The sequence below is a fragment of the Luteimonas salinilitoris genome (genome assembly GCF_041300785.1).
In the GTDB taxonomy this organism is placed as follows: domain Bacteria; phylum Pseudomonadota; class Gammaproteobacteria; order Xanthomonadales; family Xanthomonadaceae; genus Luteimonas; species Luteimonas salinilitoris.
Genome location: NZ_JBFWIB010000001.1, coordinates 313,307 through 339,293 on the forward strand (window position 1 = coordinate 313,307; position 25,987 = coordinate 339,293).

21 protein-coding genes are annotated in these 25,987 nt (G+C 69.9%); 11 read left to right on the plus strand and 10 right to left on the minus strand.

From position 1 onward, the window contains the following. The first annotated feature begins 29 nt into the window (after positions 1-29). Positions 30-905, plus strand: coding sequence for a succinate--CoA ligase subunit alpha (gene sucD, locus AB5T46_RS01230; protein ID WP_370561991.1), 876 nt, complete (start codon positions 30-32; stop codon positions 903-905). Between the two features lie 64 nt (positions 906-969). On the opposite strand, the gene AB5T46_RS01235 is transcribed toward sucD, so the two are convergent. After that, positions 970-1,830, minus strand: a complete 861-nt coding sequence (locus AB5T46_RS01235) for a right-handed parallel beta-helix repeat-containing protein (RefSeq protein ID WP_370561992.1) — start codon at positions 1,828-1,830, stop codon at positions 970-972. Positions 1,831-1,955: 125 nt separating this feature from the next. Here AB5T46_RS01235 and AB5T46_RS01240 point away from each other — a divergent pair, with 125 nt between their 5' ends. Together AB5T46_RS01240 and AB5T46_RS01245 are read left to right on the plus strand one after the other, a co-directional pair. After that, positions 1,956-3,593: an NAD+ synthase gene (locus AB5T46_RS01240; RefSeq protein ID WP_370561993.1), complete on the plus strand. Its 1,638-nt coding sequence runs from the start codon at positions 1,956-1,958 to the stop codon at positions 3,591-3,593. A gap of 69 nt (positions 3,594-3,662) precedes the next feature. Beyond that, a complete protein-coding gene (locus AB5T46_RS01245) occupies positions 3,663-4,559 on the plus strand; it encodes a vitamin K epoxide reductase family protein (RefSeq protein WP_370561994.1) in 897 nt (298 codons plus the stop codon). 286 nt (positions 4,560-4,845) lie between these two features. On the opposite strand, the gene AB5T46_RS01250 is transcribed toward AB5T46_RS01245, so the two are convergent. Then, complete coding sequence (locus AB5T46_RS01250; RefSeq protein ID WP_370561995.1) at positions 4,846-5,700, minus strand: outer membrane protein assembly factor BamD; 855 nt, start codon at positions 5,698-5,700, stop codon at positions 4,846-4,848. An 86-nt stretch (positions 5,701-5,786) separates the two neighbouring features. Here AB5T46_RS01250 and rluD point away from each other — a divergent pair, with 86 nt between their 5' ends. Further along, a complete protein-coding gene (gene rluD, locus AB5T46_RS01255; protein ID WP_370561996.1) occupies positions 5,787-6,779 on the plus strand; it encodes a 23S rRNA pseudouridine(1911/1915/1917) synthase RluD in 993 nt (330 codons plus the stop codon). Positions 6,780-6,879: 100 nt separating this feature from the next. Beyond that, positions 6,880-7,668 (plus strand): peptidoglycan editing factor PgeF, encoded by a 789-nt coding sequence (pgeF, locus tag AB5T46_RS01260; RefSeq protein WP_370561997.1) that lies wholly within the window; start codon positions 6,880-6,882, stop codon positions 7,666-7,668. An 11-nt stretch (positions 7,669-7,679) separates the two neighbouring features. Here pgeF and otsA read toward each other — a convergent pair whose 3' ends face one another. The 3 genes from otsA to otsB are packed head-to-tail and all read right to left on the minus strand — an operon-like array spanning position 7,680 to position 11,580. Further along, positions 7,680-9,047: an alpha,alpha-trehalose-phosphate synthase (UDP-forming) gene (otsA, locus tag AB5T46_RS01265; protein WP_370561998.1), complete on the minus strand. Its 1,368-nt coding sequence runs from the start codon at positions 9,045-9,047 to the stop codon at positions 7,680-7,682. Next, complete coding sequence (locus tag AB5T46_RS01270; protein WP_370561999.1) at positions 9,044-10,825, minus strand: glycoside hydrolase family 15 protein; 1,782 nt, start codon at positions 10,823-10,825, stop codon at positions 9,044-9,046. Before AB5T46_RS01270 ends, otsA begins: the two co-directional genes overlap by 4 nt. Beyond that, positions 10,822-11,580, minus strand: coding sequence for a trehalose-phosphatase (gene otsB / locus AB5T46_RS01275; protein ID WP_370562000.1), 759 nt, complete (start codon positions 11,578-11,580; stop codon positions 10,822-10,824). The genes AB5T46_RS01270 and otsB overlap by 4 nt, the downstream gene beginning before the upstream one ends. Before the next feature lie 573 nt (positions 11,581-12,153). On the opposite strand from otsB, the gene AB5T46_RS01280 reads away from it, so the two are divergent. From AB5T46_RS01280 to AB5T46_RS01295, 4 genes are all read left to right on the plus strand, one after another. Further along, a complete protein-coding gene (locus AB5T46_RS01280; protein WP_370562001.1) occupies positions 12,154-14,427 on the plus strand; it encodes a TonB-dependent receptor in 2,274 nt (757 codons plus the stop codon). 145 nt (positions 14,428-14,572) lie between these two features. Further along, positions 14,573-16,183 (plus strand): SulP family inorganic anion transporter, encoded by a 1,611-nt coding sequence (locus AB5T46_RS01285; protein WP_370562002.1) that lies wholly within the window; start codon positions 14,573-14,575, stop codon positions 16,181-16,183. A 286-nt stretch (positions 16,184-16,469) separates the two neighbouring features. Beyond that, positions 16,470-17,000 (plus strand): DUF4166 domain-containing protein, encoded by a 531-nt coding sequence (locus AB5T46_RS01290; protein WP_370562003.1) that lies wholly within the window; start codon positions 16,470-16,472, stop codon positions 16,998-17,000. 4 nt (positions 17,001-17,004) lie between these two features. Then, a complete protein-coding gene (locus AB5T46_RS01295) occupies positions 17,005-17,406 on the plus strand; it encodes a thiol-disulfide oxidoreductase DCC family protein (RefSeq protein WP_370562004.1) in 402 nt (133 codons plus the stop codon). Here the strand turns inward: AB5T46_RS01295 and AB5T46_RS01300 are convergent. Beyond that, on the minus strand, positions 17,391-17,558 hold the full coding sequence (locus AB5T46_RS01300) for a hypothetical protein (RefSeq protein WP_370562005.1): 168 nt from the start codon (positions 17,556-17,558) through the stop codon (positions 17,391-17,393). The two genes, AB5T46_RS01295 and AB5T46_RS01300, sit on opposite strands and share 16 nt — an antisense overlap. Positions 17,559-17,650: 92 nt before the next feature. On the opposite strand from AB5T46_RS01300, the gene clpB reads away from it, so the two are divergent. Then, positions 17,651-20,236, plus strand: a complete 2,586-nt coding sequence (gene clpB, locus AB5T46_RS01305) for an ATP-dependent chaperone ClpB (RefSeq protein WP_370562006.1) — start codon at positions 17,651-17,653, stop codon at positions 20,234-20,236. A 178-nt stretch (positions 20,237-20,414) separates the two neighbouring features. Here the strand turns inward: clpB and AB5T46_RS01310 are convergent, their stop codons facing one another. Both AB5T46_RS01310 and AB5T46_RS01315 read right to left on the minus strand, forming a co-directional pair. Continuing rightward, positions 20,415-20,870, minus strand: coding sequence for a DUF2127 domain-containing protein (locus AB5T46_RS01310; RefSeq protein WP_370562007.1), 456 nt, complete (start codon positions 20,868-20,870; stop codon positions 20,415-20,417). 175 nt (positions 20,871-21,045) lie between these two features. Then, the gene (locus tag AB5T46_RS01315; RefSeq protein WP_370562008.1) at positions 21,046-22,317 is read right to left on the minus strand and encodes an MFS transporter; all 1,272 of its coding nucleotides are present in this window, start codon (positions 22,315-22,317) and stop codon (positions 21,046-21,048) included. A gap of 152 nt (positions 22,318-22,469) precedes the next feature. Between AB5T46_RS01315 and AB5T46_RS01320 the strand changes: the two genes are divergently transcribed. After that, positions 22,470-23,399 (plus strand): TIGR01777 family oxidoreductase, encoded by a 930-nt coding sequence (locus AB5T46_RS01320; RefSeq protein ID WP_370562009.1) that lies wholly within the window; start codon positions 22,470-22,472, stop codon positions 23,397-23,399. Between the two features lie 97 nt (positions 23,400-23,496). Here AB5T46_RS01320 and AB5T46_RS01325 read toward each other — a convergent pair whose 3' ends face one another. Continuing rightward, a complete protein-coding gene (locus AB5T46_RS01325) occupies positions 23,497-24,273 on the minus strand; it encodes an SIR2 family NAD-dependent protein deacylase (RefSeq protein ID WP_370562010.1) in 777 nt (258 codons plus the stop codon). Positions 24,274-24,286: 13 nt separating this feature from the next. Then, the gene (ybaL, locus tag AB5T46_RS01330) at positions 24,287-25,987 is read right to left on the minus strand and encodes a YbaL family putative K(+) efflux transporter (protein WP_370562011.1); all 1,701 of its coding nucleotides are present in this window, start codon (positions 25,985-25,987) and stop codon (positions 24,287-24,289) included.

Here is a 25,987-nt window from a genome sequence, read left to right on the forward strand (position 1 = left end):
CCTACAGGACATTAGGATTCGGAAACCGCATGAGCGTTCTCGTCAACAAGAACACCAAGGTCATCGTGCAGGGCTTCACAGGCCAGCAGGGCACCTTCCACGCCGAGCAGATGCTCGACTACGGCACCAAGGTGGTCGGCGGCGTGACCCCGGGCAAGGGCGGCAGCGAGCACCTGGGCCTGCCGGTCTTCAACACCGTGGCAGAGGCCGTCACCGAGACCGGCGCCGACGCGTCGGTGATCTACGTGCCGCCGCCGTTCGCGGCCGACGCGATCCTGGAGGCGGCCGACGCCGGCATCAGGGTGATCGTATGCATCACCGAGGGCATCCCGGTGCTCGACATGCTGCGGGTCAAGAACGTGCTCAACGGCTACGACGACGTCGTGCTGGTGGGCCCGAACTGCCCCGGCATCATCACCCCGGGCGAGTGCAAGATCGGCATCATGCCGGGCCACATCCACCAGCCGGGCAAGGTCGCGATCGTGTCGCGCTCGGGCACGCTGACCTACGAGGCCGTGAAGCAGACCACCGACGCCGGCCTCGGCCAGTCGACGGTGATCGGCATCGGCGGCGACCCGATCAACGGCCTGAGCTTCATCGACTGCCTGAAGCTGTTCCAGGACGACGCGCAGACCGAGGGCATCATCCTGGTCGGCGAGATCGGCGGCAGCGCCGAGGAGGAAGCGGCCGAGTTCATCAGCGAGTACGTGACCAAGCCGGTGGTCGGCTTCATCGCCGGTGCCAGTGCCCCGAAGGGCAAGCGCATGGGCCATGCCGGCGCGATCGCCTCCGGCGGCGCGGGCACGGCCGAGGGCAAGTTCGAGGCGCTGGAGAAGGCCGGCGTGACCACGGTGAAGTCCCCGGGCGACCTGGGCGCGGCGATCGCCAAGCGTCTGAACGGCTGACCCGCGGCGCGGCGCGGACGGAGCCGCCGGAAGGCGGCCCCGTCCGTGCCAACCGGCCTTCGGGCTAGAAGTTGATCGTATTGTCGACCGAGGTGCAGCCGTTGATCGTCAAGGCCGGCGCGCCGTAGCCGATGATGATGTTCTCGCGCGCGACCGCGGCGCTGCTGTTGCAGGCGATGCCGTAGTCGTTGGCGTCAGGGGCGATGTTGCTGATGAGGGTGTTGTAGCGGATCACCGGCCGACCGCCGTTGGCCCAGATCCCGCGCTTGCTGCCGGCGCCGTCCTCGATCAGCCCGGAGACGCGGTTGCGCGATACCTCGCCGCCCTCGTTGCTGCTGGAGATGATGCCGACGGCGCCGCCGTTCTGGCCGGGGGTGGCGTATACGCCGGAGACCGCGTTGTCGATGACGTCGGCGTTGTCCCAGGCATCGATGCCGTACGCATAGGCCACGATCGTCGAGCCGCCGGTGTCGTAGACCCGGTTGCCGCGGATGGTGGTGCCGTCGCCGCGGGTCTGGATCCCGTAGCTGGTGTTGAGGTCGAAGCGGTTGTTCTCGATCAGGTGGTAGCCGCCCTCGGATCCGGGAAACCAGAGGCCGCGCCGGAAGCCGCGGATGCCGCAGTTGCGGATGGTGATGTTGCTCCTGGCATTGGCGTAGACGCCGTTGGCGTCGGTGTCGGCGCCGGCCGCCAGCCCGCCGATCTTCCAGTCGTTGCAGTCGATGGTGACGTTGCTGGTGTTGATCGTGATGGCCGCCCCGGCGTTGATGCCCGTGGACAGGTTCTGCTTGAGGCAGTACACGCCCTGGGTGGAGATGGTGACGGGCAAGCTGTTGATATTGGTGCAATTGGTGGTCTCGGCCGACGCCGGCATCGCATGGAGCGCGAGCGAAAGCAGCAGGCAGATGAGGACTGGGCGCAGCATTGTCGGGTTCTCCTTTGTGTTGGGCAGTACCGACAGCGAACGTGAAACGGGGCCGGAAAGAGACAGGCCGGGAGGCGGTCGAGTTAACATCTGCCGGCCGATCTACTTCACCGCCCGAATCCCCGATGACCAAGCCCCTGCGCATCGCCCTCGCCCAGTTCGACTTCCCGGTCGGCGCCATCGCCCGCAACGCCGAGCGGATCGGGCTGATGATCGTCGAGGCGCGCGAGGAGTACGGCGCCGACGTCGTGCTGTTCCCGGAACTGGCGGTGAGCGGTTACCCGCCCGAGGACCTGCTGATGCGGCCGTCGTTCCTGGCCGACTGCGAGCAGGCGCTGCGCACGATCGCCGCGCAGGCGCAGGGCATCGTGGCGGTGGTGGGCTGGCCGGAGTCGGCCGGCAGCGTGCTGTACAACTCGGCCAGCGTGCTGCGCGATGGCAAGGTCGCCACCACCTACCGCAAGCGCGAGCTGCCGAACTACAACGTGTTCGACGAACGCCGCTATTTCCACGTCGATCCGGACGGCGAATCGTGCGTGTTCGAGGTCGGCGGCGTGCAGGTCGGACTGGTGATCTGCGAGGACCTGTGGTTCCCCGAACCGCTGGCCGATACCGCCCAGGCGGGCGCGGAGCTGGTGCTGGTGCCGAACGCATCGCCGTTCGAGCGCGGCAAGCACGCGCAGCGCGACGCGCTGCTGGCCGAGCGCGTGCGCGAGAACGGCGTGGCGCTGGCCTATCTCAACGTGGTCGGCGGCCAGGACGCGCTGGTGTTCGACGGCAGCTCGGTGCTGGCCGATGCCGACGGCAAGGTGCATCACGCCGCGCGCGCCTTCGAGGAGCACTGGCTGGTGGCCGACTACCATCCGCAGTCGCGCGAACTCACCGCGGTGCAGTGGCCGCTGGAGACCGACGGCGGCCGCGATGCGCTGGCCTGGCGGGCGGTGGTGCGCGGCGTGCGCGACTACTGCTTCAAGAACGGGTTCTCGAAGACATGGCTGGGCCTGTCCGGCGGCATCGACTCGTCGGTGGTGCTGGCGCTCGCGGTCGACGCGCTGGGCGCGGAGAACGTGACCGCGGTGCGGATGCCGTCGCGCTACACCGCGGACCTGAGCAACGACCTGGCCGACGAGCAGTGCCGGGCGCTGGGCGTGCGATTGCTGACGCTGCCGATCGAGGCGCCGTTCCAGGGCTTCCTCGACACCCTGTCGGAGACCTTCGGCGACGTCCCGGTCGACGCCACCGAGGAGAACCTGCAGTCGCGCACCCGCGGCACGCTGCTGATGGCGCTGTCCAACAAGTTCGGCGGCCTGCTGCTGACCACCGGCAACAAGAGCGAGTACGCAGTCGGCTACGCCACGATCTACGGCGACATGTGCGGCGGCTACGCGCCGATCAAGGACCTGTACAAGACCGAGGTGTTCGCGATGGCGAAATGGCGCAACACCGTGGCCGGCGCGCCGGTGATCCCGCCGGCGGTGATCGCGCGGCCGCCGTCGGCGGAGCTGCGCGCCAACCAGAAGGACGAGGATTCGCTGCCGCCGTACGACGTGCTCGATGGCATCCTGGCGCGCTATGTCGACGGCGAGCAGTCGCGCGAGGAGATCGTCGCCGCCGGCTTCGCCGCCGACACCGTCGATCACGTGCTGCGGCTGGTGTGCATCAGCGAGTGGAAACGGCACCAGGCCGCGCCCGGGCCGAAGGTGTCGCGGCGCGCGTTCGGGCGCGAGCGGCGCTATCCGATCAGCAATGGCTACGCCGGCTGAGCGGTTGCCGCGACGCCGCGGATAGCCGCCGCGGGTAGAATCGGCGGCTCACGATCCCGCGGACACGACATGGCGAAGAAGAAGCGCAGGCAACCCCAGCAACGGCCGGCGGCGGTCACCGCCGCGGCATCGGGCGCCCAGTCACGGGCGCGCCCGCCGCGGTTGAAGCCGGAGGCATGGGTGCTCGCACTCGCCGTGTTCGGGCTGTTGCTGACCGGCTATCTGACCGTCGCCGCCTGGAGCAGCGCGGCGCCGGCGTTCTGCGCCGAGGGCGGCGGCTGCGACGTGATCGCCGAGAGCCGCTGGTCGACGCTGTTCGGCCTGCCGATGGCGCTGTGGGGGTTTGCGATGTACGCGCTGATTGCGCTGGTCGCCGCGACCGGGCGCTCGCTGTCGCGACGCTGGCGCCGGCTCTCCCGGCTGTCGCTGCTGGGCTTGGCGGTGAGCGTGTACCTGACCGTCGCCGCGCTGGTTTCGCTGCAGGCGACCTGCGGCTGGTGCCTGGCCTCGCTGGCGACGATGGCTGCGATATTTGCGCGGGTGCACCTGCGCAGGCCGGCGATGCCGGAGCAGGACTGGCGCAGCTGGTGGCTCGGCGGCGGGCTGCTGGCGCTCGGGCTGATCGCGGTGCTGGAGGTGGCGGCCAGCGGCGTGCTCGACCGGCGTCCGGAAAATCCGCGCGTCGCCGCGCTGGTGACCCACCTGGAGGCGATCGACGCGAAGTACTACGGCGCCTCGTGGTGCGGCAACTGCCGCCGCCAGACCCGCCTGTTCGGCGTCTCGGCCGACCGCCTGCCGTATGTCGAGTGCAGCCCGCACGGGCGCGGCGGCGCGGTCGCACGCGAGTGCGCCGCCGCCGGGGTGTCGTCCTATCCGACCTGGGTCATCCATGGTCTGCAGCACACGGGCGTGCTGGAGCCGGAGGAATTGGCGCAGCTGTCGGGGTTCGACTGGGAGGGGCGCTAGCGGCGCCTGTTGCCGCCGATGCGCGCGGGATTCGCGCACGCCGCCCGAGCTTGCCGAACCGAACCGCTTCGTCCCGCCGCTCGCCGTCTCGCTCTTCGTAGGAGCGCGCCATGCGCGCGATGCCGGTATTGCGGGACGCGCGGTGAGCCGTCGCCGCGCCGGCTTCGCGCCTATGAGGCGCTCCTACGGTCGGGGTGGCCATCCTGCTTCGTAGGAGCGTGCCATGCACGCGATGCCCGCGGATTCGGAACCGACGGTTTCGCGCGAATCCCGCGCCCCGGCCGGGTCAGTCCTCGCGCAGCGGGGACTTCTCGCCGGCGAACGGGTTCAGCTTGCGGATTGCCCACGGGTAGTCGGGCCAGTCGCCGCTCAGCCACGGGTGGTCGGGCTCGTTGAGCTCCAGTACGCGGCGGGCGTCGGCGGCGAGGGTCTCGTTACCCAGCCGCGAGTACGACTCGGCCATCACCGCCACCGCGTCGTTCTGGTACATGCTTTGCGGATAGGTCTCGAGCACGTAGGTCGCACGCTTGCTGGCCGCCACCCAGGCGCCGCGGCGCAGGTAGTACAGGGCGGTTTCCATTTCGTGGCGGGCGAACATGTTGCGCAGCGCCGCCATGCGCAGGCGCGCGTCCTCGGCGTAGCTGCTGTTGGGGAAGCGTTCGGCGACGATGTTGAAGTCGGCGTAGGCTTGGTTGGGCGTGGCCAGGTCGCGGCGGCTGGCGTCGAGCGACCACACCCGCTGCAGGAACACGGTGTCGCGGTTGGAGTTCACCAGGCCGCGCAGGTAGTACATGTAGGGGGTGTTGCGATGGGTGGGGTAAGTGCGCAGGAAGCGGTCGATGCTGGAGATCGCCTCCTCGTTGTTGCCGGACTTGTAATGCGCGTAGGCGGTCTCGATCAACGCCTGCTCGGTGTAGGGGCCGTACGGGTACTGCGCCACCAGGCGGCGGAAGGTGGTGGCCGCGCTGCTCCAGTTGCCGTAGCGCATGGACTGGTGGCCCTTCTCGTACAGCTCCTCGACCGGAACGCCCTCGTCGACGTCGGTCTTGTCGCCGCGCAGGCGCGAGCAGCCGGACGCGACGAAGGCGGCCAGCAGCGACAGGATCAGCGCGTTGCGCAGCAGGAAGCGGGCTTGGGTCATGGGGCGTTGGGCGTGAGCGGCACGAAGGGCCGATAATAGCAGTCCGGGTCGCCGGCCCGACGACCGCGCCTGAACCGAAGCCATCCATGACCGATTCCGATCCCGACGACAGCATCCCGCGCAGCCTGCGCGTGCCGGAAACGCTGGCCGGACGCCGCTTCGATGCGGCGCTGGCCGAGCTGTTCCCGGAGTTCTCCCGCTCGCGGCTGTCCGGATGGATCAAGGCCGGCGACGCCCTGCTCGACGGTCGCCAGGTGCGGCCGCGCGATCCGGTGGCCGGCGGCGAGACCGTCACCCTGGACGTGGTGCTGGAGGAGCAGACCCACGACGCCCCCGAAGACATCCCGCTGACCGTGCTGCACGAGGACGCCGAGGTGCTGGTGATCGACAAGCCCGCCGGCATGGTGGTGCACCCGGGCGCCGGCAACCGCAGCGGCACCCTGGTCAATGCGCTGCTGCATCGCGATCCGGCCCTGTCGGCGCTGCCGCGCGCCGGCATCGTGCACCGGCTCGACAAGGACACCTCGGGCGTGATGGTGGTGGCGCGCACGGTGCAGGCGCACGCCGCGCTGGTCGCGCAGCTGTCCGCGCGCAAGGTGCATCGCCAGTACCTCGCGATCGTGGTCGGTGCGCTGGTCAGCGGCGGGACCGCCGACGCCCCGATCGACCGCCACCCGCGCGACCGCCTGCGGATGGCGGTGCGCGACGGCGGCCGCGACGCCGTCACCCATTTCCGCGTGCGCGAACGGTTTCGCGCGCATACCGCGCTCGAGTGCCGGCTCGAGACCGGCCGCACCCACCAGATCCGCGTGCACATGCAGCACCTGCGCCACCCGATCGTCGGCGATCCAATGTACGGCGGCGCGCTGAAGCTGCCGAAGGCGGCCACCGCGGAACTGGCGGCCGCGCTGCGCGGGTTCCGCCGCCAGGCGCTGCATGCCGAGACGCTGGAGTTCGTGCATCCGCGCAGCGGCGAACCGCTGCGCGTCGGCGCGCCGGTACCGGAGGACATGCAGACGCTGATGCGGCAGCTGCGCGAAGACACGAAGGCACACGCCGGAACCGGAACCGGGCGGTGATGCAGGACCGGCCGCGTCGGGACGGTCGCTGCCGGACGCAAGCACGTCGCGGTGCCGTCCGGCACCAGCGGGTACGCCATTCGCCGCCGGTGGCGCGCGGATGAGCGGCGCACTGCACGCGGACTGGCCGGCGCCGCCGGGCGTGGTCGCGTTCACCACGCTGCGCCATGGCGCCGGCGTGTCGCGGCCGCCGTTCGACAGCTTCAATCTCGGCGTGCGCTGCGGCGACGATGCCGAAGCGGTGCGGCGCAATCGCGACGCGCTGGCGGCGCGCTTCGGCCTGCCGTCGGCGCCGCTTTGGTTGCGCCAGGTGCATGGCACGGCCGTCCGCCGCTTCGATGCTGCTGCGTCGGAAGATTCCGTCACCGTCGGAACCGGACCAGGGACCGCAGCCGGAGACGAGCCGGAGGCCGACGCGTCCGTCACCGCGGAGTCCGGCGTGGTGCTGGCGGTCCTGACCGCCGACTGCCTGCCGGTGGTCCTTGCCGTGAAGGACGGCAGCGAGGTCGCCGCGGCCCATGCCGGGTGGCGCGGCCTGGCCGCCGGCGTGCTGGAGCGCACGGTGGCCGCGATGCACGCCCGCCCCGGCGACCTCGTCGCCTGGCTGGGCCCGGCCGCGGGGCCGCAGGCATACGAGGTCGACGCCGGGGTGCGCGAGGCGTTCGTCGCGCGCGATGCGCCTGCCGGAGCCGCCTTCACGCCGACGCGGCCCGGCCATTGGCGTGCGGACCTGTACGCGCTGGCGCGGGTACGCCTGGCCGCCGCCGGCCTCGCGGGCGGCGATGTCCATGGCGGCGGCCTGTGCACGATCTCGGACCCGGACCGGTTCTTCTCGTATCGCAGGGATACCCGCACCGGGCGCATGGCGACGGTGGTGTACCGGGCCTGATTCGCCCGGCGTCAGGCCGTTTCCAGCGCTTCCAGGTAGCTGCGCCGCCAGTAGCCGATGTCGTGCTTGCGCAGGTGCTTCATCATCGCGTGCCAGCGCTCCTTGCGCTTGTCCAGCGACATGGTCGCGGCGATGGCGATCGCGTCGGCGACGCCGTCGTAGTCGTGCGGGTTGACCAGCAGCGCTTCCTTCAATTCGTAGGCGGCGCCGGCCAGCAGCGACAGCACCAGCACGCCGGGGTCCTCCGGGTCCTGCGCCGCCACGAACTCCTTCGCCACCAGGTTCATGCCGTCGCGCAGCGGCGTGACCAGGCCGACCCGCGCCATGCGGTAGAAGCCGGTCAGCGTGCCGTGGGCGAAGTTGCGGTTGACGTAGCGCAACGGGGTCCAGTCCGGCTGCGCGTGCGCGCCGTTGATGTGCCCGGAGATCTGCTCGAGCTCGCTGCGCAGCTTGCGGTATTCGCTGACGTCGCCGCGCGAGACCGGCGCGATCTGCAGGTAGGTCAGGCTGCCCTTCTGGTCGCGGTGGCGGTCGAGGTAACGCTCGAAACCGTGGAAGCGCTCCGGGAGTCCCTTGGAGTAATCGAGCCGGTCGACGCCGATCGCCAGGTCGCGGCGATCGAGGCTGGCGCGCAGGCCGCGGATGCCGGTCTTGTTGACCGCCGCCGCCGACTGCCTGGCGATCCCGGCGGTGTCGATGCTGATCGGGAACGCCGCCGCGCGGAACCGGCGCCCGCCCGGCGCCTGCAGCATGCCGTCGCGGAGCACCTTGCCGCCGCCGAACAGGCGCACGTAGTCCTGGAAGCGCTCGACGTCGCGCCGGGTCTGAAAGCCGACCAGGTCGTAGGCGTACAGCGACGAGAACAGCCGCGAATGGTTGGGCATCGCCGCCAGCAGGTCCGAGGACGGCATCGGCACGTGCAGGAAGAAACCGATGCGGCAGCCGATCCCGCGTTCGCGCAGCATCGAGGCGAGTGGGATCAGGTGGTAGTCGTGGATCCAGACGAGGTCGTCGTCCTTCAGCAGTGGCGCCAGCTTCTCGGCGAACAGCGCGTTGACCCGGGCGTAGCCTTCGCGGGTCTTGCGGTCGTAGTCGACCAGGTCGAGGCGGAAATGCAGCAGCGGCCACAACGTGCGGTTGGCGAAGCCGTTGTAGTACGCGTCCAGGTCGGTGCGGCTGAGATCCACGGTGAGATAGCGGATGTCGCCCTCGCGCCGTTCGTGCAGCTGGCCGCTGCCCTCGCGCGAGGTCTTGCCGCTCCAGCCGAACCAGAGCCCGCCGTGCTCTTCGAGCGCCGCTTCCAGTGCCACCGCCAACCCACCGGCGCGGCTTTCGCCCGGCACCGCGACGCGGTTGGAGACGACCACCAGCCGGCTCATGAGGCGTCCTGCCAGCTGCGCGACAGCCGCATCGCGGCGATGATCAGGCCGACGTGCGAATAGGTCTGCGGGAAGTTGCCCCAGGCCTCGCCGTCCTCGAACGACAGGTCCTCCGACAGCAGTCCGAGCGGGTTGCGGCGCGCGAGGATGCGCTCGAACATCTCGCGCGCCTCGTCGTGGCGGCCGATCGCCGCCAGCGCATCGATGTACCAGAACGTGCAGATGGTGAAGCTGGTCTCGGGCGAGCCGAAGTCGTCCGGTGCGATGTAGCGGAACAGGCCGTCGCCGCGCTTGAGGTCACGGCCGATGGCTTCCACGGTGGCGACGAAGCGCGGATCGTCGGCGTCGACGAAGCCGATGTCCGACAGCAGCAGCAGCGAGGCGTCGAGCCGGCGGCCGCCGAAGGTGTCGGTGAAGTGGTTGAGCTCGCTGTTCCACGATTCGGCCAGCACGCGTTCGCGGATGGTGTCGGCGCGCCCGCGCCAGTAGGCATCGCGGTCCTGCAGGCCGACATGGCCGGCGATCTTGGCCAGCCGGTCGCAGGCCGCCCAGCACATCGCGCCGGTGTAGGTGTGCACGTCGGCGCGGCCGCGGAACTCCCACAGGCCGGAGTCCGGTTCGTCGTGCAGCGCGAACGCGTGTTCGCCTAATGGCTCCAGCTTGCGGAACGTATCGGCATCGCCGGGATCGGCCAGGCGCAGGTCGAAGAACAGCTGCGTGGAGGCCAGCACCACGCTGCCGTAGATGTCGTGCTGCTTCTGCACCCAGGCCAGGTTGCCGCGCCGCACCGGCCCCATCTCGCGATAGCCGCGCAGGCTCTCGACCTCGTGCTCCTCGAGCTTTTCGGCGAAATCGATCCCGTACAGCGGCTGCAGGCTGCCGTCGTGCGTGGCGATGTTGAAGATGTAGCGCAAGAACTCCTCCATGCTGCGGGTCGCGCCGAGGCGGTTGAGCGCGCGCACCACGAACGCCGCATCGCGCAACCAGCAGTAGCGGTAGTCCCAGTTGCGTGGCGTGTGCGGCGCCTCCGGGATCGAGCTGGTCATCGCGGCGATGATCGCGCCGCTGTCCTCGTACTGGCACAGCTTCAGCGTGATCGCGCTGCGGATCACCGCCTCCTGCCACTCCAGCGGGATCGACAGGTAGCGCACCCATTCACGCCAGTAGTGCGTGGTGCGTTCCTGTGCCTCGTGCATGAACAGTGCCAGCGGCCGCGTCAAGGACTCGTCTGCGCTCAGCAGCAGGTGCATGGGGTGGCTGAGCACGAACGGGATCTCCTCGCGTACGAAGCGCACCGGCGCGTCGGTGGTCAGGCGCAGGGTGAAGCCGGGCAGCAGGTAGCGGATGTGGTTGCTGCCCCAGGTGACCTCGGGCAAGCGCGCGCCCCAGTCGGCCAGCGGCCGCAGGCGCACGCAGATGCGCGGATTGCCCGACAGCGGCGAGACCTTGCGCATGATCGAAACCGGCCGGTAGAAGCGGTCGTTCTGGCGCCAGCGCGGGGCGAAGTCGATGATCTCCACCGCGCCGCCGTGGCGGTCGTACAGCACCGTGCGCAGGATCGCGGTGTTGGTGAGATAGGCCTGTTCGCTGCGTTCGAAGTCCTCCAGCTCGATCTCGAAGTCGCCGGCGTCGTGGTCGCGCGGCGAGAGCAGGGCGCAGAACGCGGGATCGCCGTCGAAGGCGGGCAGGCAACTCCAGACCACGCGCGCGCGGTCGTCGATGAGCGCGCCGAAGCTGCCGTTGCCGATCACGCCGAGGTCGAGCGTCGCTTGCGTCATTCCGTCAGGGTCCTGTGGTTGGATTCGAGCCAGGCGTAGACCGCGGTGGTATCGGGCAGCCGGTAGTGCGCCGCGCTCGGTTCGCGCGCGCCGACCAGCACGCTGATGCCGTCGCGGGCGTTGACGACGGCGAAACCGTGCTCGTCGGTGAGGTCGTCGCCGACGAACACCGGGCGGCGGCCGCGGAACGGCGCCTCGCCGAGGAAGGCGGCGATGGCGTCGCCCTTGTCGGCGCCGCCGGGGCGCAGCTCCACCACGTGGTCGCCGTGCTGCAGCCGGTAGCCGGGCAGCCGTGGCAGCGCGGCCTCGGCGAAGGCGCGCATCGCCGGCGCGTGCTGCGGGGCACGGCGCCAGTGCAGGCCGATCGCGGTGCCCTTGTCCTCGACCATGGTGCCGGGGTGGCGGTCGGACAGGCTTTCGGCCTCGCCGCGCACGCGGTGCAGGGCCTCGGGCGGGCGTGGCGATTTCGCCTGGCGCCCGCCGTTGCGGCGCTCGAGCCCGTGCATGCCGGCGACGGGGAGCTTCAGCGGCGCGAACAGCGCGTCGAGCGTGGCCAGCGGCCGCCCGCTGACCAGCGCCACCGCGCCGTCCAGGCGGCCGGCCAGTGCCTGCAGGATGTCGCGCAGCGGCGGCGGCACCGCGACCTCTGCGGGGTCGGGTGCGAAGTCGAGCAGGGTGCCGTCGACGTCCAGGAACAATGCGCAATCGTCCTCGAGCATCGGCGGCGGCGGACGGGTGGGGGTCGCTGCAGCCATGCGGCCCATTGTGCCGAAGTCGGGTGAAGGCTTTCGAGTTGGGGTCCGCAGGTTCGGATTCGGCGTTCGGTGGTTCGGCTTGCTCACCCCTCTTTGAAAAAGGGGGGCAGGGGGGATTTGCTCGGCACCCGGCCAAGCAACAGCAACAGCAAATCCCCCTCAATCCCCCTTTTTCAAAGGGGGAAGACAAGCGTCAGGAAATGTGGGGGACTATTCGATCCGGACCCGGACCCGGATCGAAGGAGTCCGTGCGCTCTTGCTCGTCATCCCAGCGCAAGCTGGGATCCACTTTGACTTTGACTCTATGGCCTTGCCTCCGAATTCGAGTTCGCCGCAAACATGGATCCCAGCTTGCGCTGGGATGACGAACCGGGATGGTCCGGCGCCCCCGCGCCGGGCCCTTGTCTTCCGTTCCCGAGTCCCGAGTCCCGAGTCCCGAGTCCCGAGTCCCAGGCCCGGCCCCCGATAGACTTCGCCCGGCCGACCCCCGCTGTCATCAACATTTGCCCAGACTGTTGCTGTGCTGCAACATGCCTGTGCTTCGTCCCTTCACGCCACCGGATGACCACCGTCATGCCCACGCCCGAGCCGTGCAATGCCGCCCTTCCCCTGTCACGCCTGCTGACCGCCGTGGTCGCGCTCGCGCTGGCGTCGCCGGTCCTGGCGCAGTCGCCCCAGGACGATCCCGCGCAACCGCCGTCGGCGACCACGCTCGATGCCGTCGAGGTCACCGCGCAGCGCCGCGTGGAGAACATCCAGGACGTGCCGGTGTCGATCACCGCGGTGTCCGGCGAGAAGCTCGACGTGTTCGGCTCGGGCGGCGGCGACATCCGCTTCCTGTCCGGGCGCGTGCCCAGCCTCAACATCGAATCCTCGTACGGACGCGCGTTCCCGCGCTTCTACATCCGCGGCCTGGGCAATACCGACTTCGACCTCAACGCTTCGCAGCCGGTCTCGCTGGTCTACGACGAGGTGGTGCAGGAAAGCCCGCTGCTGAAGGGCTTCCCGGTGTTCGACCTGGAGCGGGTGGAGGTGCTGCGCGGGCCGCAGGGCACGCTGTTCGGCCGCAACACCCCGGCCGGCGTGGTCAAGTTCGAGTCGGCCAAGCCGTCGCAGGAGGCCAACGGCTACGCGCAGGTCTCGGTCGGCAACGACGGCATGTTCAATTTCGAAGGCGCCTACGGGGCGCCGCTGACCGATCGCTGGTCGGCGCGCGCCTCGGCGCTGTACCAGCGCCGAGAGGACTGGGTGGACAATGCCTTCGACGGCCCCAACGACGGTTTCGAGGGCTACGACGAGTCGGCGGCGCGGGTGCAGTTCCTGTACGAGGGCGACGGCTTCGAGGGCCTGTTCAACCTGCACAAGCGGCACATGAACGGCACTGCGCGGCTGTTCCGCGCCAACATCATCGCGCCGGGCAGCAACAATCTGGTGCCGGGCTTCGATCGCGACGTGGTGACCAACGACGGCGTCAACTTCTCCGACCTGGAGACCTGGGGCGGCAGCGCGCGCCTGCGCTGGGACCTGGACCGGGTGACGCTGCATTCGATCACCGGGTACGAGAGTGCCGAGTCGCTGAATCGCGGCGACATCGACGGCGGCTACGGTGCGGCCTTCCTGCCCGATTCCGGGCCCGGTTTCATCCCGTTCCCGTCCGAATCCGCCGACGGCCTGCCCGATCATCGCCAGATCACCCAGGAGTTCCGCGTCGAGTCCAACGAGTGGGGCCGCTTCGACTGGCAGGCCGGCCTGTTCTGGTTCGACGAGGACATCACCATCGACAGCTTCAACTATGACACCCTGGCCGGCGGCGTGCGCAACGGCTGGGCGCAGCAGACCCAGCGCAACAAGGCCTGGGCGGTGTTCGCTTCCGGCGATTTCGACCTCACCGAGCGCTTCAAGCTGCGCGGCGGCGTGCGCTACACCGACGACGAGAAGGACTTCAGCGCGCGCATCATCGAGGGCGCGTTCGGCGCGCCGCCGGCGGGGCCGTTCCCGGTCCGCACCGACGCCAGCGACGTCAGCTGGGACCTGAGCGGCGTGTTCGCGATGAACGACGACGTCAACTTCTACGGGCGCGTGGCCAAGGGCTTCCGCGCGCCGTCGATCCAGGCGCGGCTGCTGTTCCAGGCGGTGCCGCAGCCCTCGGTGGCCGACTCCGAGGAGGCCCTGTCGTTCGAGGCCGGCGTCAAGGCCGACCTGTGGGACCGGCGCGCGCGGATCGGCTTCAACGTGTTCCGCTACGACGTCGACGACCAGCAGATCATCGCCGTGGGCGGCGCCCGCAACGAGGCGATCCTGCTCAACGCCGACAAGACCCGCGGCCAGGGCTTCGAACTCGACCTGGAGGCCTATCTCACCGACAGCCTGCTGGTCACCTTCGGCAGCAGCTACAACGACACCGAGATCGACGATCCGGACCTGGCGGTCGCGCCCTGCGGCGGCGGCTGCACGGTGCTCGACCCGGCCAGTCCCGATCCGGACCGCCCCGGCACGGTGCTGATCGACGGCAACCCGCTGCCGCAGGCGCCCGAGTGGGTGCATACGCTCACCGCGCGCTACGGCGTGCCGGTGGGCGAGGGCGAGTTCTTCGTCTACACCGACTGGGCCTACCGCAGCGCGGTGAACTTCTTCCTGTACGAGTCGGTGGAGTTCCGCAGCAAGTCGCTGCTCGAGGGCGGCCTGCGCGTGGGCTACAACTGGAACTACGGCGACTACGAGGTGGCGTTGTTCGGGCGCAACATCACCGACACCACGCGCGTGGTCGGGGCGATCGACTTCAACAATCTCACGGGGTTCCTCAACGAGCCGCGCACGTACGGGGTGGAGTTCACCGCGCGGTTTTGAGGTGGTGATCGGTGATTCGTGATTGGTGATTCGGAAAGGCGCCGAGCGCGGCGGCGCCGTCCGGATCGCCGCGATTCCTCAAGGCAAATCCCCGGCCCTGCCGGGGATACTTACATCGCGATACGTACTCCCGGAGCCCGCGTCGATGCCGCCATCCACCGAATCACCAATAGCGAATCACAAATCACGGCTCTTCGTCCCCGGCGACCTCAACGGCTTCTTCGGCCTGGTGGTCGACAACCTGTCGATCCTCGGCTTCATCGCCGCGGCGCTGGTCGGCCTGTTTGGCGTGCCGGCGGAGATCGTGTTCGGCCGCATGTTCCCCGGCACCGCGCTCGGGGTGCTGGTCGGCAACCTGCTGTACACGTGGATGGCGCGGCGGCTGGCGGCGCGCAGCGGACGCGACGACGTGACCGCGATGCCGCTCGGCCTCGATGCGCCGACCAGCATCGGCATGGCGCTGCTGGTGCTCGGACCGGCGTTCGCCGGAATGCGCGCGCGGGGGCTCGATCCGCAGGCGGCCGGCATCGCCACCTGGCAGCTGGGCATGGCCTCGCTGGTGATCATGGGCGCGCTGAAGCTCGTCCTGTCCTTCGCCGGCGACGCGATCACCCGCTGGGTGCCGCGCGCCGCGCTGCTGGGCTCGATCGGCGGCGCGGCGCTGGTGCTGCTGGGCTTCCTGCCGCTGGTCGAGACCTTGCGCTCGCCGGTGGTCGGCCTGGTCACACTGGGCCTGCTGCTGTACGCGCTGGTGGCGAAGGGGCGGCTGCCGCTGCGGATCCCCGGCGTGCTGTTCGCGTTCCTGGTCGGCCTCGCGCTGTACTACGGGCTCGGGCTGGCCGGCGCGCTGCCGGGGTTCGCGCTGCCGCGGACGGTGCCGCTGGCGCCGGTGCTGCCGTGGCCGAGCCTGGGTTTCCTCGAAGGCCTGCCGGCCGCCGTGCCCTACCTGTCGCTGCTGCTGCCGTTCGGGCTGCTGATGGTGGTCGGCGGCATCAACGTCAGCGAAAGCGCGCGCGCGGCCGGAGACGACTACCGCACCCGCGACGTGCTGCTGGTCGAGGCGGTGTCGACGCTGGTGGCCGGCGTCTGCGGCGGCGTGGCGCAGACCACGCCCTACATCGGCCAGCCGGCCTACAAGCACATGGGCGCGCGCAGCGGCTACACGCTGCTGACCGGCTTGTTCATCGGCCTGGGCGGCATGCTCGGCATCGTCTCGGGGCTGGTGCAGTGGCTGCCGCTGGCGGTGCTGGCGCCGATCATCGTCTACGTCGGCGTCGACATCTCGGTGCAGGCCTTCCACAGCACCCGCCGCGAGCACGCGATCGCGGTGGCGTTGGCGTTCCTGCCGGCGGTGGCCTACCTGCTGACGATCAAGTTCGGAAATCCGGCCTGGATCGCGCCGGAGCGCTTCGCCGAACTGTATGCCTCGGTCGACGGCCACGGCCTGCCGGAACTGGCGACGATCGTGGTGCTCGGCAACGGTTTCATCATCACCGCGATGCTGTGGGCGACGATCCTGGTGGCGATGATCGATGCGCGCCCGCGGCGCGCGGTCGGCTGCCTGCTGCTGGCCGCCGCGCTGACCGCGTTCGGCATCATCCATTCGGTGCATCCGCAGGGCGCGATCTACCTGCCGTGGGAGCTGGAGGGGCTGCGCCGGACCATCGCCTGGCAGTTCGCCGGGGCCTATGCCGCGCTGGCGGTCGTGCTGGCGCTGCTGTCCCTGCAGGGCGAAGCGAAGCGCGCGGCGCAATAGGCGCCGCCCTCCGTAGGAGCGCGCCATGCGCGCGATGCCGCGGGCACTTCGCCGCCACGGGATTCCGGACACCGACGCGCCTTCCGGCTCGCGCGCGAGCCGCCGATGGCTGATACCGGAAGCGCCCGCGGCATCGCGCGCTCCTACGAAAAGCGGCTTGCGGATCGCCGGTGCCGGGCGGCCGGCCTTCCGCATCAGCGGCGCTCGTTCTGTGCCGTAGTCGTCCCGCCGCGACGGCCGCAGGCGCTATGCTTCGCCCGGCTTCCGGCCGACGACAGGATGTGCGATGCCCCCGACCCTGTTCCAGAAACTGCTTGGCGCGCCGTTCTTCACGTTGCCGCCGACGCTGCGTGCGCTGCACGCGGGCCACGGCCGGAGCCGTTACGCCGGCAGGGCGACGATCGTCCGCGGCCGCAATCCGCTCGCCCGCCTGTGCGCGGTCATCGCCGGCCTGCCGCGCAGCGCGGACGACGCGCCGACCACGGTCGAGTTCGTGACCGACGAACGCGGCGAGGTCTGGCATCGCGATTTCGGCGGCGCGCGGATGTCGTCGCGGTTGTGGTTCGACGGCGACAGGCTCGTCGAGCGCCTCGGACCGGTGCGGTTCCGTTTCGCGCTGCACGTCAACGGCGGCGTGCTCTACTGGAACACGGTCGGCGTGCGCCTGTTCGGCGTGCTGCCGTTGCCGGTGTCGTGGTTCGGCGACGTGCGTTGCCGCGAGCGCGAGCACGAGGGGCGCTACGAATTCCTGGTCGAGGCCTCGCTGCCGCTGGTCGGCCCGCTGATCCGCTACGAAGGTTGGCTCGAGCCGGCCTGAGCGCATGCCCGGCGATCCGGCCATCATCGTCTTCGACGGCGTCTGCGTGCTGTGCAGCGGTTGGGTCCGGTTCCTGCTCGGGCGCGATCGCGGGCAGCGCTTCCGGTTCGCGGCGATGCAGAACGAATCCGGGCGAGCGCTGCTGGCGCAGCATGGGCTGGATCCCGACGATCCGCTGACGTTCCTGCTGCTGGACGGCCAGGGCGCACATACCGACAGCGACGCGATCATCCGGGTGCTGGCCGGGCTCGGCGGCCCCTGGCGGACGGCGGCGGTGCTGCGCCTGATCCCGCGCGCGCTGCGCGATGCAGGCTATCGCGGTCTGGCGCGCAACCGGTATCGCTGGTTCGGCCGCAAGCCGTCGTGCATGCCGCCGGCGCCGGAGCATCGTCACCGTTTTCTGTAGCCGTGCGGCCCGTGCATTGGTGCGACGGCGTCGAGCCGGGTGCGGATCGCGTATCCGTCCGGCGCCGCCAGGGATTTTTCGAGCGTGAACGGGCCCAGGCAGGCCCGTGCGCCGCTGCCGGAAAATTTGCCGCGGGCGAGTTTCTTCGCCACAGCGGCGCTTGTATCCGAGCGGTCCGGCCGCATCTACGAGGCGTGCGCCGGCCCGGCCGGCGATGCCTTTTCTCAATTGCGGAGACAGGTCCATGCGCATGGACAAGCTCACCTCGCGCTTCCAGCAGGCGATCGCCGACGCGCAGTCGCTGGCGGTCGGGCGCGACCATAACCTGATCGAACCGGTGCACCTGCTGGTGGCGCTGCTGGACCAGTCCGGCGGCGGCACCCGGCCGCTGCTGTCGCAGGCCGGGGTCAACGTGCCGCTGCTGCGCGAGCGCCTGGGCGAGATCCTGGAGAAGCTGCCGAAGGTGTCCGGCCAGGCCGGCAACATCTCGGTCGGCAACGATCTGGGCCGCCTGCTCAACGTCACCGACAAGCTGGCGCAGCAGCGCGGCGACGCCTACATCGCCTCGGAGCTGTTCCTGCTGGCCGCGCTCGAGGATCGCGGCGAGGCGGGCCGGGCGCTGCAGGCGGCCGGCGCCGACAAGGCCCGGCTGAACGCCGCGATCGACGCCATGCGCGGCGGCGAGAAGGTGCAGGACGAGAACGCCGAGGAAGCGCGACAGGCGCTGGAGAAGTACACCATCGACCTCACCGCGCGCGCCGAGAGCGGCAAGCTCGACCCGGTGATCGGCCGCGACGAGGAGATCCGCCGCACCGTGCAGGTGCTGCAGCGGCGGACCAAGAACAACCCGGTGCTGATCGGCGAGCCCGGCGTCGGCAAGACCGCGATCGTGGAGGGCCTGGCGCAGCGCATCGTCAACGGCGAGGTGCCCGAAGGCCTGCGCGGCAAGCGCGTGCTGTCGCTGGACATGGGCGCGCTGATCGCCGGCGCCAAGTTCCGCGGCGAGTTCGAGGAGCGTCTGAAGGCGGTGCTCAACGACCTGGGCAAGAACGAGGGCCAGATCATCCTGTTCATCGACGAGCTGCACACCGTGGTCGGCGCCGGCAAGGCCGAAGGCTCGATGGACGCCGGCAACATGCTCAAGCCGGCGCTCGCCCGCGGCGAGCTGCACTGCATCGGCGCTACCACCTTGGACGAGTACCGCAAGTACGTCGAGAAGGACGCGGCGCTGGAGCGTCGCTTCCAGAAGGTGTACGTCGGCGAGCCGAGCGTCGAGGACACCATCGCCATCCTGCGCGGGCTCAAGGAACGGTATGCCGTGCACCACGGCGTCGAGATCACCGACCCGGCGATCGTCGCCGCGGCCACGCTCAGCCACCGCTACATCGCCGACCGCCAGCTGCCGGACAAGGCCATCGACCTGATGGACGAGGCCGCCAGCCGCATCCGCATGGAGATCGACTCCAAGCCCGAGGAGCTCGACCGCAAGGAGCGCCGCCTGATCCAGCTCAAGATCCAGCGCGAGGCGCTGAAGAAGGAGAAGGACGCCGAGTCGAAGCAGCGCCTGGCGGACCTGGAGGCGGAGATCGGCGTGCTGGAGCGCGAGTACAACGACCTCGAGGAGGTGTGGAAGGCCGAGAAGGCTACGGTGCAGGGGGCGACGAAGCTCAAGGAGCAGATCGAGCAGGCGCGGCTGGAACTCGAGGCCGCGCAGCGCAAGCAGGACTACACGAAGATGAGCGAGATCCAGTACGGCCGCCTGCCGGCACTGGAGAAGCAGCTGGCCGCCGCGCAGGAGGCCGAGACCCAGGGTTTCACCTTGCTGCAGGACAAGGTCACCGCCGAGGAGATCGCCGAGGTGGTCGCGCGCTGGACCGGCATCCCGGTTTCGAAAATGCTTGAAGGCGAGCGCGACAAGCTGCTGAAGATGGAAGATGCCCTGCACGGGCGCGTGGTCGGCCAGGACGAGGCGATCAAGGCCGTCTCGGACGCGGTGCGGCGTTCGCGCGCCGGACTGTCGGATCCGGACCGTCCCAGCGGCTCGTTCCTGTTCCTGGGCCCGACCGGCGTCGGCAAGACCGAGCTGTGCAAGGCGCTGGCGGAGTTCCTGTTCGACAGCAACGACGCCATGGTGCGCATCGACATGAGCGAGTTCATGGAGAAGCACGCCGTGAGCCGCCTGGTCGGCGCGCCGCCGGGCTACGTCGGCTACGAGGAGGGCGGCTACCTGACCGAGGCGGTGCGCCGCCGGCCGTACAGCGTGATCCTGCTCGACGAGGTGGAGAAGGCGCACCCGGACGTGTTCAACATCCTGCTGCAGGTGCTCGACGACGGCCGCCTGACCGACGGCCAGGGCCGCACAGTCGATTTCCGCAACACCGTGATCGTGATGACCTCCAACCTCGGCAGCCAGATGATCCAGGAGATCGGCGGCGACGACAGTCCGGAGGCGTACACGCAGATGAAAGCCTCGGTGATGGGCGTGGTGCAGTCGCATTTCCGCCCGGAGTTCATCAACCGGCTCGACGATATCGTGGTGTTCCACCCGCTCGACAAGCCGCAGATCAAGGCGATCGCGCGGATCCAGATGCGCGGCCTGGAAAAGCGCCTGGGCGAGCGCGGCATCCGCATCGAAATCTCGGAGCAGGCCCTGGAGCTGCTCGGCAACGTCGGTTTCGACCCGGTCTACGGCGCCCGGCCGCTCAAGCGCGCGATCCAGCAGCAGTTGGAGAACCCGTTGGCCTCGAAGATCCTGTCCGGCGAATTCGGCAGCGGCGACGCGATCGCGGTCGAGGCGGAGGGTGGACGGCTGGTATTCCGCAAGGCTTGAGATCGTTGCCCCTTGATCTGCGCGACATCCTGCGCCGAAGTCGCACTACGGCGATGGGTATCGAAGCGCCGCAGGCGCATCGTGCTGTGTGCATGGCATCGCGGTGCACAGATGCGAGCCGCCGGCTTCATCCCGATGGCGTCATTTCGGTTTCCCGTACACGGGTTCAGTTGTCCGGTCACGTGCCCGGCCGATGGATATTCAGCCTGGCCGCCAGTATTGCGGCAACCGCCAGGTTGAACACGAGCAGGGCGGAACTCGAAATACCGGGATGCCTGATGGCCGCCAGGACATCGAGCGGCAGATAGGCCGCGACCGAGATCAGGCCCAGCCAGATCGCCCAGTCCATGTTCCGCCAGAGGCCCCAACCCTCGACCAGGCGGAAGGCCGCGTACAGGCCGCACAGCATGGCGACGATATCCAGATCCCGGTGATCGACATGCCGATCGACCCATGCGAACGGGCCATCGGTACGTCCGATGTGAAGCCTGGCCGCGAGATGTTCGAGGGCGTGGTGCAGTCTATCCGGACCGAGCGCGAGGAGCCCGGACGCCAGCAGCAGGGCGGCGCCTCCCTTGGTCCATTCGAAAATCGCGATCGTGCGCAATGAAGCGGATGCAGCGGAGGCGGGCATGGCTTCTTCCTGTAGGCGTGTTCCTGGAATGCCTGGTGCACTCGGAACGTCGTGTGGAGTCCTAATCGTCGATTCGCCCGGTTGCTGTGCAGTATTGCCGGTGAAGGAGATGTCAATTTTTTGTGCGCCACCCGTAGCGCAGCGGGCGAAATCCGGACCGATGGTTCACCGTTCGCTATCGTTCCGGCCGCTGCGCGGACGATGCGTCGTTGCCGGTGCCGAGCGCGGCGTCCGGCTGCTCCGCCAGCATCTCCAGAGAGGCTGGCGTCGTGCGCAGCATCGCGAAGAACGGCGCGCCCGGCACGTGGCTGCGGCGGTGCGCCTGATAGCGGTAGCCGGCGTAGACCGCCAGGCTCCCCTGCAGCAGTGCGAACCAGCCGAACAGCGCGGCCGGCGCCAGCGTCGACATCAGCAGGCCGGCCAGCAGCGGCCCGATCGCCGCGCCGATGCCGTTGACCAGCAGCACGCTGCTGCTGGCCGCGAGCACGTCCTCCGGCGGCAGCTGGTCGAGCAGGTGCGCGACCACGATCGGATAGGCCGAGAACGCCATGCCGCCGTAGAGAAAGAGCAGTCCCCAGGACATGCCCGCGAACGGCATCGGCATCGGGATCAGCACGGCGAACATGCAGGCCGCCGCGCACGCCAGCGCCAGCGCGAAACGACGATCATGGCGGTCGGAAAGCCGGCCCAACGGCCACTGCAGCGCGGCGCCGCCCAGGATCACCACGCTCATCGACATGCCGACCTCGGAGGCATCCATGCCCTGGCGGCTGAAGTACACCGGCAGCAGCCCCCATAGCGAACCCATCGCCAGCCCTGAGAACAGCGCGCCGACGCTGGCGGTGGGCGCCGCGGCAAGCAGCCGCCGCAGTTGCAGACGCGGCGTTGGCTGCAGCTGCGGCTGCGCCTGCCGGGTCAGCAGTACCGGCAGGCTGGCGGTACAGACCAGCAGCGCCGCCAACACGAACAGCATGAAGTCCGCGCCGCCCTCGACGTGCAACAGCTGCTGCGCCAGCGCCAGCGCCCCCAGGTTGACCGCCATGTAGACCGCGAACACCTGCCCGCGCTGCTGCGGTTCGGTCTGTGCGTTGAGCCAGCTCTCGATCACCGTGTACAGACCGACCAGGGCGGTCCCGAGCCCCAGCCGCGCGAGCAGCCACAGGACGGGGTCCGCGCTCAGCGTGTGCAGCAGCACCACGCAGGCGCAGCATGCGGTGTAGAACGCGAACGCGCGGATGTGGCCGATGCGACGAACCAGCGACGGCGCGACGAAGGTGCCGAGGAAGAAGCCGGCGAAGTAGGCCGAAGTGAGCCCGCCGATCAGCGCGTCGGAGTAACCCATCTGGCTGCCGCGCAGCGGGATCAGCGTGTTGAGCAGGCCGCTGCCCAGCAGCAGCAGGGCGACGCCGGACAGCAGGGACAGGATGGGCCGCAACAGGCTCAGCATGGTGCCCGAGCCTAGCGCGACGATGGCTGGCGGTTTGTGATCGATGTGGAAAGCGGCCGTAACGGCAGGTTGACCGGCGATCTGCTGCAATGTGCTCCCGGCAGGCGATCCTGGCGAGCGGGATTCGACCCGGCCGGCGCGGGAGGTGACGCATGCGGGTATTGATCGCGGGCGGTAGCGGCTTCCTCGGCTCGGCGCTGAGTGAACGGCTCGTGCACGACGGCGCCGCGGTGACCTGGCTGTCGCGCACGCCGGGTGGGACGCGCGCGCCGGACACCATCGAGGTGTGCGGATACGGCGCGCTCGCCCCCGAGGATGCCTGGGACGCGGTGGTCAATCTGGCCGGCGCCGGCATCACCGACCGGCGCTGGAGCGAGGCGCGCAAGCGCGAACTGATCGACAGTCGGCTCGGGCCGACGCGGACGCTGCTGGACTGGATGCGCACCTGTACCGACAAGCCGCGGGTGCTGCTCAGCGGTTCCGCGGTCGGCTGGTACGGCAACCGCGGCGACACGCCGCTGACCGAGGACGGCGACTTCCACGACGAGTTCGCGCACCGGCTGTGCGCGCAATGGGAGGCCGCCGCGCTCGAGGCGGAGGCGCTGGACGTGCCGGTGGTGCTGTTGCGCACCGGCATCGCCCTGCATCCCGACGGCGGCATGCTCAAGCGCCTGCTGCCGCCGTTCCGGCTGGGGTTGGGCGGGCGCCTGGGCGACGGCACGCAGGTCCTGAGCTGGATCGCGCGCGAGGACTGGGTGGAGGCCGTGCGTTTCCTGATCGGGCTGCACCTGGGCGACGCGGCGTCCGCGGGGCCGCGCGGCGTCTTCAACCTGACCGCGCCCGCACCGGTCACCAACGCGGAATTCACGGCCGCGCTCGCGCATGCTGTCGGCAGGTCGGTGTTCTTGCCGGTGCCGGCACCGGCGTTGAAGCTGGCCCTGGGGGAGATGTCGACGCTGTTGCTGGGAGGGCAGCGCGTGCTGCCGCAACGGTTGACGGAGGTCGGATTCGGCTTCCGGCATCCGCGGCTGGCCCCGTACCTGCAGGCACAGCGGCCGGCCGCGAAGCATCCACGCACGTAGAGCCGAGCTTGCTCGGCTGCTCCCGCCTCCGGAACCAGAACCGGCTCCGGAACCGGAGCAGCGGAGCAAGCTCCGCTCTACGCTGCAGGCTGCGCTTCTATCGGCGAGGACAGTGCCCGATGAGCATCCGCGGACCCGCTTCGGGCGATGTTTCCAGTCGCGCCAGCAGCCGTTCGATGCCGGCGGCGGCCGGAACCTGCCAAGCGGCATCGGCCTGCGCCGATAGCGCCGTCCTTGCCGGATTGATCTCCAGCACCGGCGTCCCCCGCGCCAGTGCGTGCAACGGCAGGGCGGCGGCGGGGTGCACCAGCCCCGAGGTGCCGACCACAAGCAATAGATCGCAAGCTGCGATGGCCTCCTGCGCTGCACGCCATGCGTCCTCCGGCAACGGCTCGCCGAACCACACCACGTCCGGGCGGAAGCGGCCGCCGTCGCAGGCTCGGCAGGCGGGCGGGTCCTCGCGTGCACCCTCGCTGACGCCCTCGGGCAAGTCATGCGCGATCGGATCGGGCGCCATGCGGGCGCCGCAGCTGGTGCAGCGCGAGGACAGCAGCCGCCCGTGCAGGTGCAGTACGCGTGACGAGCCGGCGCGTTCGTGCAGGTCGTCGACGTTCTGGGTGACCACGGTGACCGCGTGCCCGAGCGTTTCGAGTGCGGCGACGCCATGGTGGCCGGCGTGGGGGCGCGCGTTCCGAACGCGCGCCGCGCGCCAGCGATACCAGCCCCAGACCAGCGCCGGGTCTTCCCGGAAGGCTTCCGGCGTCGCCAGCCGCTGCGGATCGAAGCGCGCCCACAAGCCGGTGAGCGCATCGCGGAACGTCGGAATGCCGCTTTCCGCGGACATGCCGGCGCCGGTGAGCAGGGCGATGCGCATCTTTCGCCCGTGCTCAGCCCGGTGCCGCCGGCTTCGGTGCCGCGCCCGTGCGAGCGGGGCGGTACGGCGGCGTCGACATCACCATCTCCGACAGCGAATAGGCCAGTTCGCGTTCGGCCAGCACCGCGGCGTCGGCGCCGTGCGCGAGCAGGTGCTTCACCTCGCCGTCGCTATGGGCGCGGGCGAGGATGCTCAGTTCCGGATTGATCTCGCGCAGCCGGGCGATGGTCTCGCCGGCCTCGAGCGCGCGCGGAATGGCGAAGATCGCCATCTTTGCCCGTTCCGGCAGCGCCTCGGCGAGGACCTTCTCCGAAGCGACGTTGCCGCGGACTGCGAGCAGACCGGCCTCGCGCGCCCTGGCCACCAGATCGGGATCTTCCTCCACGACCACCAGCGGCACCCCGCGCGCCTGCAGCAAGCCGGCGAGCTGACTGCCGACACGGCCGTAGCCAACCAGAATCGCATGGCCTTCGATGTCCAGCGGCGGCGCCTCGGGCTCGGGCGGGCGCAACGCCGCGGCTCGCGCGTCCTCGCGCGCCTGCCAACGGTCGAGCAGGGTGAAGATGAAGGGGTTGACCACGATCGACAGCAGCGCGCCGGCGATGATCAGGGCGTGGCCGTCCGCCGGCAGGATCTCCAGCGACAGCCCGAGCCCGGCAAGGATGAAGGAGAACTCGCCGATCTGCGCCAGGCTCGCGGAGATGGTCAGCGCGGTGGAGTTGGGCTTGCCGAACAGGCGCACGATCGCCCACGCCGCCGCCGACTTGCCGAACACGATGATGAAGAAGGTCGCCAGCACCTCCAGCGGGCGCTCAAGGACGATGGCCGGATCGAACAGCATGCCGACCGAGACGAAGAACAGCACCGCGAACGCGTCGCGCAGCGGCAGAGAATCGGCGGCGGCCTTGTGGCTGAACTCCGACTCGTTGAGCAGCATGCCGGCGAAGAACGCGCCGAGCGCGAACGACACGCCGAACAGCTCGGCCGCGCCGAACGCCACGCCCATCGCGATCGCCAGCACGCCGAGAGTGAACAGTTCGCGCGAGCCGGTGCCGGCGACGCGCTCGAGGATCCACGGGATCACCCGGCGCCCGACCAGCAGCATCAGCGCGACGAAGGCGCCGACCTTCAGCAGGGTGACGAGCAGGGTGCCGGAGAGGCTGCGGCCACCATCGGCGTCCTGGCCGCCGAGTGCACCCGACAGCGCCGGGATCAGCACGAGTGCCAGCACCATCGCCAGGTCCTCGACGATCAGCCAGCCGACCGTGATCCGCCCGCGCTCGCTCTCGATCAGGCGCCGGTCCTCGAGCGCGCGCAGCAGCACCACGGTGCTCGCCACCGACAGCGCCAGGCCGAACATCAGCGACGCGCCGTGCGTCCAGCCCAGGTATTCGCCCAGGCCCAGGCCGAGCAGGGTGGCGACCGCGATCTGCGCGATGGCGCCGGGCAGCGCGATCGCCTTCACCGACATCAGGTCGCGCAACGAGAAATGCAGGCCGACGCCGAACATCAGCAGGATCACGCCGATCTCCGCGAGCTGCGACGCCAGCGCCTGATCGGCGACGAAACCGGGCGTGTACGGGCCGGCGACGATGCCGGCGACCAGGTAGCCGACCAGCGGCGACAGCCGCAGGCGCTGGGCGATCAGTCCGAGCACGAACGCGAGCACGAAACCGACGCACAGCATGGAGATCAGTGAGATGTCGTGCGGCAT